Here is a 14771-nt window from a genome sequence, read left to right on the forward strand (position 1 = left end):
ATGGGCGGCCGCCCGCGCCGCGTCCGGGCGGGGTCAGTCCTGCATCGCCGACTCCGGGATCTCGCGGCCCTCCTGCATCGCGGCGAACATCTCCGCCGACAGCGTCTCGTCCCACAGCACCACCGACCCCGCCGCCGGCAGCGTGGGGGTCGACCCCACCGGGATCGCGGTGGTGGCCGGGTCGTCGCGCATCGCCAGCGCCATCCCGGCCAGGTCGGTCAGGTGGTCGCCGTCGTCCACCAGGAACGTCTCGGTGCCCTCGGTCACCAGCGGCACCGACCGGAACGGGTTGAGCAGCGTGCCCGCCGACGTGGCCTTGGAGATCAGCGCGCTGAAGAACTCCCGCTGCCGCTGGATGCGGTCGAGGTCGGCGCGCGCCGAGGCGCGGGTCCGCACGTAGCCCAGCGCGGTCGGGCCGTCCATCTCCTGGCAGCCCGCCTCGATGTCCAGACCCGCCTTCGGGTCCTCCATGGGCTCCTCGGGGCACATCTCCACGCCGCCCACGGCGTCGACGATGTCCACGAACCCGGCGAACCCGATCTCCACGTAGTGGTCGATCCGGACCCCGCTGGCCTGCTCGAACGACTGCACCAAGGTGGCCGGGCCGCCGCCCAGCTCCTCGGCGAACGCGGCGTTGATCTTGTTCTCGCCGATACCGGGAATGGGCACGTAGGAGTCGCGCGGCACGCTGACGATGGTGGGCCGGCCGTCCTCGGGGACGTAGAGCAGCATGATGGTGTCGGTGCGCTTGCCCTCGGCGTCGCCGGTGCGCAGGTCCTGCATGTCGGCGTCGGTCAGCCCCTCGCGGCTGTCGGAGCCCACGATCAGGTACGTGGTGCCGGGCTGGTCCTCGACCCGCCCCTCGTAGTCGGGCAGCGCCTCGACCCGCTCCAGCCGGGAGTCGGCCCAGAAGTAGAACACCGTGGGCAGCAGCACCAGCACGACCAGCACGGTGACCAGGACGGTGCGGCGCCGGCGGCGGCGCGCCTCGCGCTCGCGGCGGGCCCGCCCCGAACCGTCGTAGACCCGGCCGCCGCCGCCCGGCCGCGGGCGGCGCGGGGGAGGGGCGTCGTCGTCGCGCACCGGCGGCGGCCGCCGGGTGGACCCGGCGCCCGCCGACCGCTGCCCGGATTCGCGGGTGCGGTAGAGCTTCTCGATCTCGTCGGGCCCGCCGCCGGCCGCCGGGCGGCGGAAAACGGCGGTGCGGTCGGCGTCGTCCGGCTCGCCCGATCTGCGGTCGTTCCTGCTCGGCCCGTCAACCATCGCGTCGGTCGCCCATCTGTCGGTTCCCCGTGTCGAGTGCCTGCTATGTCTGTTGGACTGGGCACATCGTAGTTCGGTTCGCCGGTGGTGCGACCGGGTGCGGTCAGCCGCAGTTGGTGCCCGCCTTGCCCGCCTGGGCGGTGCCGATGATGGCGCTCCAGGTCACGCACTGGCCCTTGGCCTCCAGGTAGACCGGGCCCGCGTACTCGGTGAAGTCGCCGGTGTCGAGCACCGCGGAGTCGGGGTCGGAGGCGCGGGCCAGCTGTACGTCCATGGCCATGCGCTCGCCCTTGCGGCTGCGCACGCTCACCGCGCAGTTCTTGCCGTTGCCGGGGTTGTAGGTGAGGTAGACCGTGCCGAGCCCGTCGGGCAGGTGCGCGGAGTTCACCACGCCGTAGCCCGAACCGCAGACGTTGTTGTAGGCGGCGGCCGACGCGGGCGTGGCCGAGGTCACCGTGCCGGTCACGGCCGCCGCGGCGGCCAGCAGCACGGCCGCGGCCTTGGAGGAGGAACGCACGAGGGGACCCATCTGCTCGTCGGTGGGGCGCGCGGGCGGCGCCGGGGGCCCGGCGGGCGGCGCGGGCCGGCCCCGCGGCGGCGGGCCGCCCGGCGGGGGAGCACGATTCTAACGAGCCCCCGGCGCGGTCACCGCACCCGGTGGGCGCCCGCCGCCGCGGTCGCCGCCCGGACCCCCGGCGGGGCCCAGCCGCGCGCGGCGAACGCCGCGGTGACGGCGGCGCCCACCGCCTCGGCCCGGTCGGCCGGGACGAGGGCGATGGCGCTGCCGCCGAACCCGCCGCCGGTCATGCGGGCGCCGCGCGCCCCGGCGTGCACGGCCGCCTCGACGGCGGTGTCGAGTTCGGGGCAGGACACCTCGAAGTCGTCGCGCAGTGACAGGTGGGAGGCGGTGAACAGCGCCCCCAGGTCGGCCGGGGCGTTGGCCCGCAGCAGGCCGACGGCGGCGTTGACCCGGTGGATCTCGGTGACGACGTGGCGCACCCGCCGCTTCAGCACCGGGTCGCGCAGCGCGGCCAGGGCGGCGGGGAGGTCCTCGACGTCGCGCAGGGCGGGCACCCCGAGCCGGGCGGCGGCGCGCTCGCAGTCGGCGCGCCGGGCTGCGTAGCCGCCGCCGGGGTCGGCGAGCCGGTGCTGCACGCGGGTGTCGATGACGAGCAGGCGCAGCCCGGCGTCCTCCAGGCGCAGCGGGACGTTGCGGGCGCCCTCGGTGCGGCAGTCGAGGAACAGGGCGTGGTCGGCGCGGCAGCGCAGGGACGCGCTCTGGTCCATGATCCCGGTGGGGGCGCCGACGAACACGTTCTCGGCGCGGTGGGCGATGCGGACCAGCGCGCGCGGGTCGCGGGCCAGGCCGTCGAGGGCGAACGCGTCGGCGAGCGCCACGGCGGTGGCGGCCTCCAGGGCCGCCGACGACGACAGCGCCGCCCCGACGGGCAGGTCGGAGTCGACCACGATGCGCGCCCCCGCGCCGGGGTCGAGGTGCCCGGCCTCGCGGGCCGCCCACACCACCCCGGCGACGTAGGCCGCCCACCCGGAGGGCCGGCCGGGGGCGAGGTCGGCGGTGGTGAAGCGGACGGGGGCGCCGGGCCGCTGGAGGCTGGCGACCTCGACCGCGCCGTCGTCGGCGGGGGCCAGCGCGACCGACACGCCCCAGGGCAGCGCCATGGGCAGCACCAGGCCGTCGTTGTAGTCGGTGTGCTCGCCGATGAGGTTGACCCGGCCCGGCGCCCGCCACACCCCCGCCGGCGGGACGCCGTGGGCGTCGGTGAACGCCGCGGCGAGCCGGTCGGGGTCGACGCTGTCCTTGACGGTCCACTGCTCGGCGGGCGGCGGTGCGGTGCGGGCGCGCCCGCGCGCGGGCGCGAGGAGCCGCCGCAGGCGGTCTACCGCGCTCACCGCGCGCCGCCCGGGGCGGAGCCGGTGGCGGGGGCGGAGTGGAAGGCCCACGCGTCGGCGACGATGTCGCGCAGGGCGCTGCGCCGGGGCCGCCAGCCGAGTTCGGTGTGCGCGCGGTCGGCGGCGGCCACGAGCACCGCGGGGTCGCCGGGCCGGCGCGGCCCGGTGACGGCGGGGACGGGGTGGCCGGTGACCTCGCGGCACACCTCGACCACCTCGCGCACGGAGAACCCGGCCCCGTTGCCCAGGTTGTAGACGCGGTGCCGGCCCGGGACGCAGGCGCCGAGGGCGAGCAGGTGGGCGTCGGCGAGGTCGGTGACGTGGATGTAGTCGCGCACGCAGGAGCCGTCGGGCGTGGGGTAGTCGGTGCCGTGGACGGCGACGTGGTCGCGTTCGCCGCGCGCCACCTGGAGCACGATCGGGATGAGGTGGGTCTCGGTGGTGTGCCGTTCGCCGAGGCTGCCGTGGGCGCCGGCGACGTTGAAGTAGCGCAGGCTCACGGCGCCCAGCCCGTGCATGCGGGCGTGCTCGGCGAGGGCGGCGTCGATGGCCGCCTTGGACGCGCCGTAGGGGTTGGTCGGCCGCACGGGGGCGTCCTCGGTGATGGGCACCTGCTCGGGCTCGCCGTAGACCGCGGCGGTGGAGGAGAACACGAAGCGGGGCACGCCGGCCGCCCGCACGGCCTCCAGCAGCGCCAGCGAGGCCCCGGTGTTGCCGCCCCAGTACAGCTCGGGGTGCGCCATCGACTCGGGCACGATGGACTTGGCGGCGAAGTGCAGGACCGCGTCGGCGCCGCCGGCCAGGGCCTCGGCGGCGTGGTGGCGGATGTCGCCCTCGATGAACGCGCACCCCTCGGGCACGGCGTCGCGGTGGCCCGTGGACAGGTCGTCCAGGACCGTGACCTCGTGCCCCTCCTCCAGCAGGCGGGCGGCGACCACGCCGCCGATGTAGCCGGCGCCCCCGGTGACCAGAACCTTCACTCCGTGCCTCCCGTCTCCGTGCCCGCGGCGCGGGCGCCCCGGGCCGCGCGCAGCCGCCGCGCCGCCTCCTCGGGCGCGACGTCGTTGATCCACGCGGCCATCCCCGACTCCGATCCGGCCAGGTACTTCAGCTTCCCAGGCGCGCGCCGGAGGGTGAACACCTGGAGGTGCGCGGCGAAGCCGGGATCGGGCGCACCCGCCGTGTCGACGGGGGCCTGGTGCCAGGCCGCCACGTAGGGGGCGGGCGTGTCGAACAGCCCGTCGAAGGCGCCGAGCAGGTCGGGCAGCAGCACGGCGAGTTCGGTGCGCTGGGCGTCGTCCAGGTCCGGCAGCCAGGGCACCCGGCGCAGCGGGAACAGGTGCAGCTCGAAGGGCCAGCGGGCGGCGGCGGGGACGTAGGCGGTCCAGTGCTCCCCCTCGGCCACCACCCGGTGCCCGGCGGCGCGTTCGGCGGCGACGGTGGCGTCGAACAGGTCGCGCCCGGTGCGGTCGCGGTGGGCGCGGGCGGCGGCGCGCATGCGGGCGATTCGCGGTGGAACGAACGGGTAGCCGTAGACCTGTCCGTGCGGGTGGTGCAGTGTCACGCCGATCTCGGGGCCGCGGTTCTCGAAGGGGAAGACGTGGGCGACGTCGGGGCGGGCGGCGAGGGCGGCGGTGCGGTCGGCGAGCGCCTCGATGACGGTGCGCGCCCTGCGCGGGCCCAGGGAGGCGAACGACGCGGAGTGGTCGGAGGTGAAGCAGACGACCTCGCACCGTCCGGCGCCGGGCCGCCGGACCAGCGCCGGGTCGTCCGGCCCGGAGGGCGGCGGCGCCCCGGGCGGCGCCGCCGCCAGTGACGGGAACCGGTTCTCGAACACGACGACGTCGTAGTCGGGTGCGGGGACCTCGGTGGCCCGGCCCGGCGCCGACGGGTCGAGCGGGCACTGGTCGGGCGGGGGCAGGTAGGTGCGGTTCTGCCGGTGCGCCGCCAGCGCCACCCACTCGTCCAGCAGCGGGTCGTACCGGAGTTCGGCTGCGGGGGAGAACGGGTCGAGGGGGCGGGGGTCGGCGACCGCCGCCCGGCCGGTGCCGGGGGATTCGTCGAAGTAGATGATCTCGCGGCCGTCGGCCAACCGGCCGACCGATCGCCATATCTGTCGGTTCCGCACAAATGCAGTCTAGGACACGGGAGTTTTGGGGAGTAGTGGTCAGAGTTGACCGGAAATGATCGTGAACCGGATCGCGGCGGTGCGCCGCGGGCCCCCGCGCGGCCGGACGCGGCGGGCGAGCCCCCTTCTGCCCGCCGCCGTCCCCCACTACGGTCGGTCTACGCCGACCGGGAGAAGGGGGACCGCGGGGCTCATGGCGTCACTGACGGGAACCGCCCGCGACCGGGCGCGGCACTACGGCCACCTGGCGATGGAGGCCTACTGGGCGGCGCGCCGGCGCCGGCCCGGGTTCGACCACGCGGTCCGCGCCTACGAGCGCTACGCCGACCGGCGCGGCGACCAACTCGCCGCCGCGGTGACCTACTACGCCTTCCTCTCCTTCTTCCCCCTGGTGGCGATCGCCTTCGCGGCGATCGGCTACCTCGCCGCCTTCGAGGCGGCGGCGCGGGCCTACCTGGAGCGGGCCATCGCCGAGCTGCTGCCCGGGATCGCCGCGGGCCTGCCGGTGGAGCAGATCGCCGACGCCCGCATCGGGGCGGGGATCATCGGCGTGGTCGGCCTGGTCTACTCCGGTCTGGGCGCGGTGGCGGCCATGCGCGAGGCGCTGCACCAGATCTGGCTGAAGAACGTCGCCGACGGCCCCAACATCGTCGTCGCCAAGCTGCTGGACACCCTGGTGATGGTGGTGCTGGGCGCGGCGGTGCTGGCGTCGGTCGCCCTGACCAGCGTCGCGCAGGCCGCCACCCGGTGGCTGCTGGGGTGGGTCGGCTGGGCGGACTCCCTCGCGGCGGTGGCCGCCACCCGCGTCCTCGGCGCGGCCATCGCCCTGGCCGTCAGCATGCTCGTCTTCCTGGTGCTGTTCTCCCGGCTGTCGGGCACCCGGCGGCCGTGGCGGCTGCTGTGGCGGGGCGCGCTGCTGGCCGCGGTCGGCTTCGAGGTGCTCAAGGCGCTCGGCGCGCTGCTGATCTCCGGCACCCTGGGCAACCCCGTCTACGCCTCGTTCGCCGTGCTCGTCGGCCTGCTGGTGTGGATCAACATCGTGCTGCGGACGGTGCTGTTCTGCGCCGCGTGGACCGCCACCTGGCTCCCGGTCCCGCCGCCCTACCAGGGCACCGTCCCGGTCCCCATGCCGATCGGGCCCTCGGCGGCCGAGCCCGTGCGCGCCGCCATCCGGACCGACCGCGGCCCCGGCGGGCCGCTGCCCGGCCGGCCGGCCGCGCGGCGAGGCCCGCGCCCGACCCGCGCCGACCGGTTGCGCCGCGCGGCCGCCCCCGCCGCCGCTGCCGCCGCGGCGGGCGCCGGGATCGCCCTGTGGCTCCGGCGCCGCCGCGCCGATCCGCCCGAAAGGCACTGACCCGCGCTACACATCACGTATCGGTCACGGGCGGGTATCGCGGGCCGATCTTGTGTACCGTGAACCTTGATCACGGACGACGGCGCGCCCCCCGGAAACCGGGCGGTGCGCGCCGCGGAACCGGCCGACCGCCGGCGTCCCGCGGCCGTGGCGGATGGTCCGGTGTGATGAGGCCGCCTGGTCCTTTGGGACCATGCCGGGCCGTTCACCGGCGGGCTCCCCGGCACGTCTGGAATGCTCGGTCGTACGAGGGCGCGCGGCCGTTCCCGAGCCCGCCGACCGGATCCGGCGGTGCCCGGCCCCGCCACCCGCTCCAGCGATCCACCTCGTCAAGGGAAGTGAACTCGGCCATGGCGCCCACGGATGACGTCGGCGGGACCGCCTCGCCTATCGTGCGTCATGGGCCGGCGGCCGCGCCGGCCGGACCCCAGTGCGGAGGTTGACCATGGCCATCGACTTCAACGCCTCGGACCGCCCCACCCTCGGCGTGGAGTGGGAGCTCCAGCTCGTCGACCGGCACACCCGCCACCTCCGCCAGGAGGCCCAGCAGGTCCTCGGCGAACTCCCCGAACTCAGCGAGACCGAGGAGAACCCGCCGCTGCGCCACGAGCTGATGCAGTGCACCGTCGAGGTCGTCACCGGCATCTGCGAGACCGTGGACGAGGCCAAGGCCGACCTCGCCGGCACCATCGGCAGCATGGCCCGCGCCCTCGACCCGCGCGACATCGCGCTCATGTGCGCCGGCACCCACCCGCTCGACGACTGGCGCGACCAGACCCTCTCCCCGGTGCAGCGCTACGGCGAGCTGATCGACCAGATGCAGTGGCTGGCCCGGCGTATCCTCACCTTCGGCGTGCACGTCCACGTCGGGGTGCGCTCGCGCGACAAGGCCATCCCCATGGTCAACGCGCTCGCCAACTACCTGCCGCACTTCCTCGCCCTCACCGCCTCCTCCCCGTTCTGGAGCGGCCACGACACCGGCCTGGCGTCGAGCCGGTCGATCGTCTTCGGCGCGCTGCCCACCGCCGGGCCGCCGCCGCACCTGCCGCACTGGGCGGCGTTCGAGGAGTACATGGAGACCCTGCTGCGCGCCGGGACCATCTCCAGCATCAAGGAGGTGTGGTGGGACGTCCGCCCGCACCCGGACTTCGGCACCATCGAGATCCGGATGTTCGACGGCATCCCCACCCTCCGCGAGGTCGGCATGGCCGCGGCGCTGTCCCAGTCGCTGGTGCGCCTGTTCGACCAGCAACTCGACCGGGGGTACGGGCTGCCCAACCCGCCGTCGTGGGTCGTCGCCGACAACAAGTGGCGGGCCACCCGCTACGGGCTCGACGCCCGGGTGATCACCGACGAGCACGGCACCACCGTCCCGCTCCGCGACGACCTCTACGAGCTGGTCCGCGAACTCCAGCCGATCGCCGCCCGCCTCGGCTGCGCCGACGACCTCGACGTCGTCTCCGAGGTCCTGGACAAGGGCGCCTCCTACGAGCGCCAGCGGGCCGTGATCGACCAGGGCGGCACCCTCAACGACGTCGTGGACCTGCTGGCGGCCGAGTTCCGCGCCGAGGGGGCCGTGCCGGACTCCGGCGCCCCCGCGGCCGGCCCCGGCGGCCCGGGCCGCGACGACGACGCCGGCGGCGACGCCGGCCACGACCACACGCCGAGAGACAGGGGGCCTTCGCATGCCGGGACGTGATCTACGGGAGCAGTTGACGGCGTTTCTGGCGCGTCGCGAGCGCGAGTTCGTCGAGTTCCGGCGCGACCTGCACATGCACCCCGAGCTGGCGTTCGCCGAGCACCGCACCACCCAGCGGCTCGCCGACCGGCTGCGCGCGGCCGGGCTGGCGCCCCGCGCGCTGCCGCAGGGCACCGGGCTCGTCTGCGACGTGGGCTCCGGCGACGGCCCCATGGTGGCGCTGCGCGGCGACATCGACGCGCTGCCGCTCACCGACGAGAAGGACGTCCCCTACCGCTCCACCGTGCCCGGGGCGGCGCACGCCTGCGGCCACGACGTGCACACCACCGTGCTGCTGGGCACCGGCCTGTTCCTCGCCCAGCAGGCCCGCGCCGGCGCCCTGCCCGGGCGGGTGCGGCTGATCTTCCAGCCCGCCGAGGAGCTGCCGGGCGGCGCCCGCGAGGTCATCGACGCCGGCGGGCTCGACGGCGTCGACCGCATCTTCGCCCTGCACTGCGACCCCCGCCTCCTCGCCGGCCAGGTCGGCCTGCGCGTGGGGCCCATCACCGCGGCCTGCGACCAGCTCGTCGTCCGGCTGTCGGGGCCCGGCGGGCACACCGCCCGGCCGCACCTGACCGCCGACCTCGTCTACGCGCTGGGCAAGGTCGTCACCGAGCTGCCCGCGGCGCTGTCGCGGCGGGTCGACCCGCGGGCCGGCTTCAGCCTGGTGTGGGGGCGGGTGAGCGCCGGGTCGGCGCCCAACGCCATCCCCGACGACGGCGTCGCCGAGGGCACCATCCGCTGCCTCAACGACGACGCCTGGCACGCCGCGCCCGACATCATCGGCGAACTCGTCACCTCCACCGTGGCGGCCTACGGCGCCACCGCCGAGATCGACTACCGGCGCGGCGTCCCGCCCACCGTCAACGAGGCCACCAGCGTGCAGATGCTCCGCGACGCCTGCGCGCAGACCCTCGGCCCGGAGTCCGTGGCGTCCACCCCGCAGAGCCTCGGCGGCGAGGACTTCGCCTGGTACCTGGAGCACGTCCCGGGCGCGCTCGCCCGGCTCGGCACCCATTCGCCCACCTCGGGCGCGCCGATGCTCGACCTGCACCGGGGCACCTTCGACGTCGACGAGCGCGCCATCGGCCACGGCATCCAGGTGATGGCCGCCACCGCGCTCACCGCGCTGTGGGAGGGGGCCCGCGCCGACCGCGACGCGGTCGACGCCGCCCTGGCCTGACCGGCGCGCCGTTCCGGCGCCCACCAGTGGCATGCTGAAACGCATGAGCCACGAGTTGACCCTGGAAGAGATCCGGCGCGCCCCCAAGGTGCTGCTGCACGACCACCTCGACGGCGGGCTGCGCCCGGCCACCGTCGTCGAGCTGGCCGAGGCCGCCGGCTACCCCGACCTTTCCGCCACCGACCCCGGCGAGCTCGGCGCGTGGTTCCGATCGGCGTCCGACTCCGGCGCGCTGGAGCGCTACCTGGAGACCTTCCGGCACACCGTCGGCGTCATGCAGACCCGCGAGGCGCTGGTGCGGGTCGCCGCGGAGTGCGCCGAGGACCTCGCCGCAGACGGCGTCGTCTACGCCGAGGTGCGCTACGCCCCCGAGCAGCACCTGGACGGCGGGCTCACCCTGGACGAGGTGATCGAGGCCGTGCAGGAGGGCTTCGCGCTGGGCACCGGGCGGGCCGCCGCGCAGGGGCGGTCGATCCGCGTCGGCACCCTGCTCACCGCCATGCGGCACGCCGCCCGCTCGCGCGAGATCGCCGAGCTGGCCGTGCGCTACCGCGACGCCGGGGTCGCCGGGTTCGACATCGCCGGGGCCGAGGCGGGGTACCCGCCCACCCGCCACCTCGACGCGTTCGAGTACCTGCGCCGCGAGAACGCCCACTTCACCATCCACGCGGGCGAGGCGTTCGGGCTGCCGTCGATCTGGGAGGCGCTGCAGTGGTGCGGGGCCGACCGGCTGGGGCACGGCGTGCGCATCGTGGACGACATCGAGGAGGCCGCCGACGGCACCGTCCGCATGGGGCGGCTGGCCGGCTACGTCCGCGACACCCGGGTGCCGCTGGAGATGTGCCCCAGCTCCAACGTGCAGACCGGGGCGGCGGCGTCCATCGAGGAGCACCCCATCGGGCTGCTCCGGCGGCTCCGGTTCCGCGTCACCGTCAACACCGACAACCGGCTGCAGAGCGGCACCACCCTGTCGGAGGAGTTCGCGAAGCTGTCGGCGGCGTTCGGCTACGGCTGGGACGACGTGCAGTGGTTCACGGTCAACGCGATGAAGTCGGCGTTCCTGCCGTTCGACGAGCGGCTGGCCCTCATCAACGGGCAGATCAAGCCCGGGTTCGCCCAGCTCAAGTGGGCGGCTCGGTGAAGCCGCTGACCGCACCGGCGTCCCGCGTCCTGGCCTGGGTGTGGATCGGCGCCGTGGTGCTGCTGATGGGCGACCTGGCGCTGCGCGGCAGCGGGGCGAGCTCCCTGGTGGCGGCGGCGGTGCTGCTCGTCAGCGTCGGCGGCGTGTACGTGCTGTGGCTGCGGCCCAAGGTGGTGCCCACCGAGCGGGGGGTGCGGCTGGTCAACCCGCTGCGCGACACCTTCGTGCCGTGGTCGGCGTTCACCTGGGCCGACGTCACCGACGTGCTGCGGGTGCACGCCGGCGACCGGGTGTACCGGTCGTGGCCGCTGCGGGAGACCAAGCGGGCGAAGGTGCGGGAGAACCTGCGGCGCGAGGGCGACCGGTTCGCGCTGGACGACGGCGCCGACCCCCGCGACCTGCGGCCGGTCGACCTCGCCGCCCGGAACCTGCGCGCGGAGGCCGAACGCCGCAAGGCCCGCCCGGCGGCCACGGCGGACGGCGGAGCCGTCCCCGGCGCCGAGGGCGCGGCGGGCGTGGAGGGCGCGGACGCCCCGGTGACCGTGTGGGCGCCCGACGCCCTGGTGGCCCTGGGGGTGCCCCTGGTGCTGCTGGTGGCGGTGCTGCTGTTCACCTGAGGGCCCCCGGGGCCGGGCGGAGCGAGCGGACGGGGACGGCGGGGGCGGCGGTGCGCCGGGCCCCGCCGTCCGTGCGTCCGACCCGGGAGATGGGACATGGGGAGGATCACGGACGGTATCCGCCAGATGGGCGCCGTGATGCCGGGGTGGCCGTGTAGCCGAGCGCGGCGCCCGTCCACGGATCGGACGCCTGCGCGCCGATGGGCCCCGATGACCTGCGGTTCCGCAGGAGATCCCGTTCGGGACTTGACCCGCCCCCCGGATACTGATTAGGTAAGGCATGCCTAAGGAGAATGGGCGCGGGGTCCGGTGTCTGCGCGGATCACCGGACCCCACCGCTCCCGGGCCACGCGGGACAACTGAATAGCGGGCGCGCCACCGAGGTCCGGATCGCCACCCGGACCAGGCGCCCACAGCGGGTCGCGGGGACCCGCGCCGGGTGCCGCGTCGGGGGCGCGCGCAACGAGTACGGCGCGGCCCGCCGCCGGAGTCATCGCGGACCCCCGGCGGCGGACCGCACCGGGCCCGCCGGCCGCCGCGGCCCGGGTGGATCCACCCCGGCCTCGGGTGCTGCTCGCCACGCAGCCCCCCGGGCCGACCGCGGCCGGACGCCACGGCCACGGGCCGCCCCTCGGGGCCGCCCCACCGGTCACGCGCCCCTCCCGGCCGCCGGGAGGGGCTTCGGCGTTCCCGGCGCCGGGCGCGCGGCCCCCGGGCCCGCGCCGCGCCGGCCCGCGTCGGCGGACACCGCGCCCCGGCCGTCGGACCGGGACGGCGCTACACCCGGACCAGGATCGCGTTCAGCAGCTCACCGAGGCGCACGGCGCGCGAGCGCACGACATCGAGGGCCCGCTCGGCGTCGAACCGCTCGAACACCGAGCCCACCGCGTCGTTGGTCACCATGGCCAGGCCCAGCACGGACGCGCCCATCTCCACGGCGGCGATGGTTTCCAGGGCGATGGACCGGCCCACCAGGTCGGCGCCCGCGCCGCGCAGCATCCCCAGCTCCGCCGGGGTGGCGAACTGCGGTCCGACGACCGCCGCGTACACGCCCTCGGCGAGGGTGACGTCGGCGTCGCGGGCGGCCTCGCGCAGCCGCGGGTCGTAGGCGCCGGTCAGGTCGACGAAGTCGGGGCCGGTCAGCGGCGACATCGACGTCAGGTTGATGTGGTCGCGCACCACGATCGGCTGGCCGACCGCGAAGTCGGTGCGCAGCGACCCGGCGGCGCCGGTCAGGACGACCGTCGACGCCCCGGCCGCCACGCCGGTGCGGACGGCGTGCGCGACCCGCATCGGGTCGTGGTCCTCGTAGAGGTGGGTGCGGCCCAGGAACACCGCGACGCGCTTGGCGCCGACCCAGACGCTCCGCACCTTGGCGGAGTGGCCGGCGGCGGTGGGGGGAACGAAGCCGGGCAGGTCGGCCATGTCGAGTTCGATGTCGGGGGTGCCCATGGCGTCGACCGCCTCCGTCCACCCCGACCCGAGGACGACCATGGCGTCATAGCCGTCGGCGCCGCTGCGCGCCCTGAGTTCGTTCGCCGCGGCGGCCGCCAACTCCTTCGCGTCGGCGGTCCGCATCGACGGATGCGCTTGCGTGGATTCGCTCACACTTCCGGAGCGTACCTTTTCGTGACTGTTTCATTCCGCAGCGTCACCGGTGTGTCCTCCCGCCCTCCCATGACGCCCATGTCCGTCGTCCCCTCGCGGCCCCGGGCCCGCCCTCGCCGGATCCGCCGCGGGGTGGCAGGATCGCCTGCCATAGGGCGCGGCGCCAGGGCGGCGGACGCGGCCGCACGCGGGGGTCGGCGGAACGGCGTCGGCGCGCCGCGCGGCCCGGTCGTGCCCCGCCGGTCAGGTCTCGGTGCCGCAGCTGCGGACCCAGCGCTCGCCCATGCCCAGGTGGTTGGTGTTGAGGAAGTCGACGCCGGCCTCCTGCAGGGCCTCCCAGTAGTCGACGCGGGCCTCGCCCTCGCACTCCTGGCGGCCGGGCACGACCTGGCCGTGGCAGGGGAGGAAGTCGCCGTTGGAGCCGTCGCGGTACCGCTCGTCCGGGCCGCCCCAGAACCGCACCCGCAGGCCGGAGCGGTGGGCCTGGTCGACCAGCCGGTTCAGCTCCGCCTGCTCGCGGTCGTCGATCTTGTTGTTGCCCTGGTCGCCGCAGTGGCCCTTGCCCCACTCGCCGTTGAGCATGGTGAAGTTCGCGGCGTACTCGCGGTCGTACTCGGGGCTGTCGACGTTGACCCTCGGCGGCAGTTCGCAGCCGTTGACCGGGGCGATGTCGAAGCTGACGTTGTCGGGCTTGTTCGCGAGCACGTACTCGTCGCTGGGCCGGCCCCCGCTGAAGACGACGTGGACGTCGTCGGGCAGGTCCTCGATCTGCCGCAGGGTCGCGTCGTAGACCCGCCGCTTGTCCTCCTCGGTCTCCTGGCCCTTCAGTTCGATTACGAGCTGGAACGGCTCGTCGCGGCCCGGGTAGATCTCTCCGCCGTTGCGCTCGGCCCGCTCGTTGAGCGCGTCGATGTAGGTCTCCTGGAGGGTGCCGCGGGGCCGGTCGGTGGGGTCGTGCTTGAGGACGAGGTCGCCTTCGTCGTAGGTGATCGGGTCGTGCTCCTCGCCGAACCAGGTGTCGTCCTCGCTGTAGGGCCAGATGTCGGCCTCGACGCTGGTGGCGCCCTGGTCGAGCGCGTCCTGGAGAGGGGTCTCGTTCTCGTAGTCGTTGTGCGCGTGCAGGCCCTCGGCCCACTCCGCGTCGGGGTCGGCGCAGCCGGGCTTCGGGATCGGGTCGCGCGGCGGGCGGCGCTCGTCCGGAATCGGCTCCGGCTCCGGTTCCGGGGCGGCGGCCAGGGGCCGGACCTCGTCGGGTGACCCGCCGGCGGCCTGGTCGGCCGAGGCGAGCGGGCAGTCCTCGCCGCCCGCCACCCGGCAGACGGCCGCGATGCAGAAGTCCGCCACCCGGCTCGGCACGTCCGTGGTCATCGTGAGCCCGCCGAGGATCGCGGCGACCAGCAGCACCGTGCCCGCATACTCGGCCATGGAGGCGCCGCGATCGGTCGACCACCGCCTGTATCGAGCCGAACCGCCCGGCACGGGGCACCACCTTCCATCAGTCGCGGTCCCGTGCCCGGAGCACGTCCGACCGGGAGAGCCGCCGGCCCAAGAGCGCCGGAGACGACGGGCCGTCCTCGGCCCCGAGGCGGGCCCTCGCGCAGTATCCGCCCCATGAGCAGGGCATGACAGGGCATACAGGCCCAAACCAAGGCCCAACCTTGGGCCCATGTCAGCGACCTCATCGAACGTCGGGCCGTGGAAGGCCCGGAAAGCGCCGCCCACTTCACGGGTCCGGAGGTCCGCGCACGGACACCGATTGTCACCACGCCGTGGTTACCTCGTGTCCATGACAGGCCATAAGCGGCATAACAGCTTCACTCGCGTATCG

At 75.3% G+C, this 14771-nt stretch carries 12 protein-coding genes; 5 read left to right on the forward strand and 7 right to left on the reverse strand.

Annotated features, from left to right (window positions below):
- Positions 1-33: 33 nt before the first annotated feature.
- The 5 genes from NT8_RS13550 to galT form a co-directional block, all read right to left on the reverse strand.
- The gene (locus NT8_RS13550) at positions 34-1263 is read right to left on the reverse strand and encodes an LCP family protein (protein WP_067968658.1); all 1230 of its coding nucleotides are present in this window, start codon (positions 1261-1263) and stop codon (positions 34-36) included.
- A 103-nt stretch (positions 1264-1366) separates the two neighbouring features.
- Entirely contained in the window at positions 1367-1780 is a 414-nt protein-coding gene (locus NT8_RS13555; protein ID WP_245646169.1) for a spore-associated protein A, read from the reverse strand.
- Positions 1781-1908: 128 nt separating this feature from the next.
- Positions 1909-3174, reverse strand: a complete 1266-nt coding sequence (gene galK, locus NT8_RS13560) for a galactokinase (RefSeq protein ID WP_281203446.1) — start codon at positions 3172-3174, stop codon at positions 1909-1911.
- Entirely contained in the window at positions 3171-4154 is a 984-nt protein-coding gene (gene galE / locus NT8_RS13565) for a UDP-glucose 4-epimerase GalE (protein WP_067968664.1), read from the reverse strand. Before galE ends, galK begins: the two co-directional genes overlap by 4 nt.
- Positions 4151-5287: a galactose-1-phosphate uridylyltransferase gene (gene galT / locus NT8_RS13570; protein ID WP_067968723.1), complete on the reverse strand. Its 1137-nt coding sequence runs from the start codon at positions 5285-5287 to the stop codon at positions 4151-4153. The genes galE and galT overlap by 4 nt, the downstream gene beginning before the upstream one ends.
- Positions 5288-5495: 208 nt before the next feature.
- Between galT and NT8_RS13575 the strand changes: the two genes are divergently transcribed.
- The 5 genes from NT8_RS13575 to NT8_RS13595 all read left to right on the forward strand — a co-directional run bounded on the left by NT8_RS13575 (position 5496) and on the right by NT8_RS13595 (position 11335).
- Positions 5496-6656 carry a YihY/virulence factor BrkB family protein gene (locus tag NT8_RS13575; RefSeq protein ID WP_067968667.1) on the forward strand — a complete coding sequence of 387 codons (1161 nt, stop codon included), beginning with the start codon at positions 5496-5498 and terminating at the stop codon, positions 6654-6656.
- Between the two features lie 445 nt (positions 6657-7101).
- Positions 7102-8355 carry a glutamate--cysteine ligase gene (locus NT8_RS13580; RefSeq protein WP_067968670.1) on the forward strand — a complete coding sequence of 418 codons (1254 nt, stop codon included), beginning with the start codon at positions 7102-7104 and terminating at the stop codon, positions 8353-8355.
- Positions 8342-9577: a M20 family metallopeptidase gene (locus tag NT8_RS13585; RefSeq protein WP_067968673.1), complete on the forward strand. Its 1236-nt coding sequence runs from the start codon at positions 8342-8344 to the stop codon at positions 9575-9577. The genes NT8_RS13580 and NT8_RS13585 overlap by 14 nt, the downstream gene beginning before the upstream one ends.
- A 43-nt stretch (positions 9578-9620) precedes the next feature.
- Complete coding sequence (locus NT8_RS13590; RefSeq protein WP_067968676.1) at positions 9621-10718, forward strand: adenosine deaminase; 1098 nt, start codon at positions 9621-9623, stop codon at positions 10716-10718.
- Positions 10703-11335 carry a PH domain-containing protein gene (locus tag NT8_RS13595; RefSeq protein WP_067968679.1) on the forward strand — a complete coding sequence of 211 codons (633 nt, stop codon included), beginning with the start codon at positions 10703-10705 and terminating at the stop codon, positions 11333-11335. The genes NT8_RS13590 and NT8_RS13595 overlap by 16 nt, the downstream gene beginning before the upstream one ends.
- A 777-nt stretch (positions 11336-12112) precedes the next feature.
- Here NT8_RS13595 and NT8_RS13600 read toward each other — a convergent pair.
- Together NT8_RS13600 and NT8_RS13605 are read right to left on the reverse strand one after the other, a co-directional pair.
- Complete coding sequence (locus NT8_RS13600; RefSeq protein WP_067968682.1) at positions 12113-12913, reverse strand: purine-nucleoside phosphorylase; 801 nt, start codon at positions 12911-12913, stop codon at positions 12113-12115.
- Between the two features lie 273 nt (positions 12914-13186).
- Positions 13187-14368 carry a PI-PLC domain-containing protein gene (locus tag NT8_RS13605; protein WP_067968686.1) on the reverse strand — a complete coding sequence of 394 codons (1182 nt, stop codon included), beginning with the start codon at positions 14366-14368 and terminating at the stop codon, positions 13187-13189.
- Positions 14369-14771: the final 403 nt, after the last annotated feature.

The organism is Nocardiopsis trehalosi NBRC 14201, assembly GCF_001552555.1.
GTDB lineage: Bacteria > Actinomycetota > Actinomycetes > Streptosporangiales > Streptosporangiaceae > Nocardiopsis_B > Nocardiopsis_B trehalosi.

Excerpts from the sequence above, each read along its gene's own strand:
- NT8_RS13575 (WP_067968667.1), top strand. The coding sequence starts at position 5,496 with ATGGCGTCACTGACGGGAACCGCCCGCGACCGGGCGCGGCACTACGGC.
- NT8_RS13580 (WP_067968670.1), top strand. The coding sequence starts at position 7,102 with ATGGCCATCGACTTCAACGCCTCGGACCGCCCCACCCTCGGCGTGGAG.
- NT8_RS13550 (WP_067968658.1), bottom strand. The coding sequence starts at position 1,263 with ATGGTTGACGGGCCGAGCAGGAACGACCGCAGATCGGGCGAGCCGGAC.
- NT8_RS13585 (WP_067968673.1), top strand. The coding sequence starts at position 8,342 with ATGCCGGGACGTGATCTACGGGAGCAGTTGACGGCGTTTCTGGCGCGT.
- NT8_RS13590 (WP_067968676.1), top strand. The coding sequence starts at position 9,621 with ATGAGCCACGAGTTGACCCTGGAAGAGATCCGGCGCGCCCCCAAGGTG.
- NT8_RS13600 (WP_067968682.1), bottom strand. The coding sequence starts at position 12,913 with ATGCGGACCGCCGACGCGAAGGAGTTGGCGGCCGCCGCGGCGAACGAA.
- NT8_RS13605 (WP_067968686.1), bottom strand. The coding sequence starts at position 14,368 with ATGGCCGAGTATGCGGGCACGGTGCTGCTGGTCGCCGCGATCCTCGGC.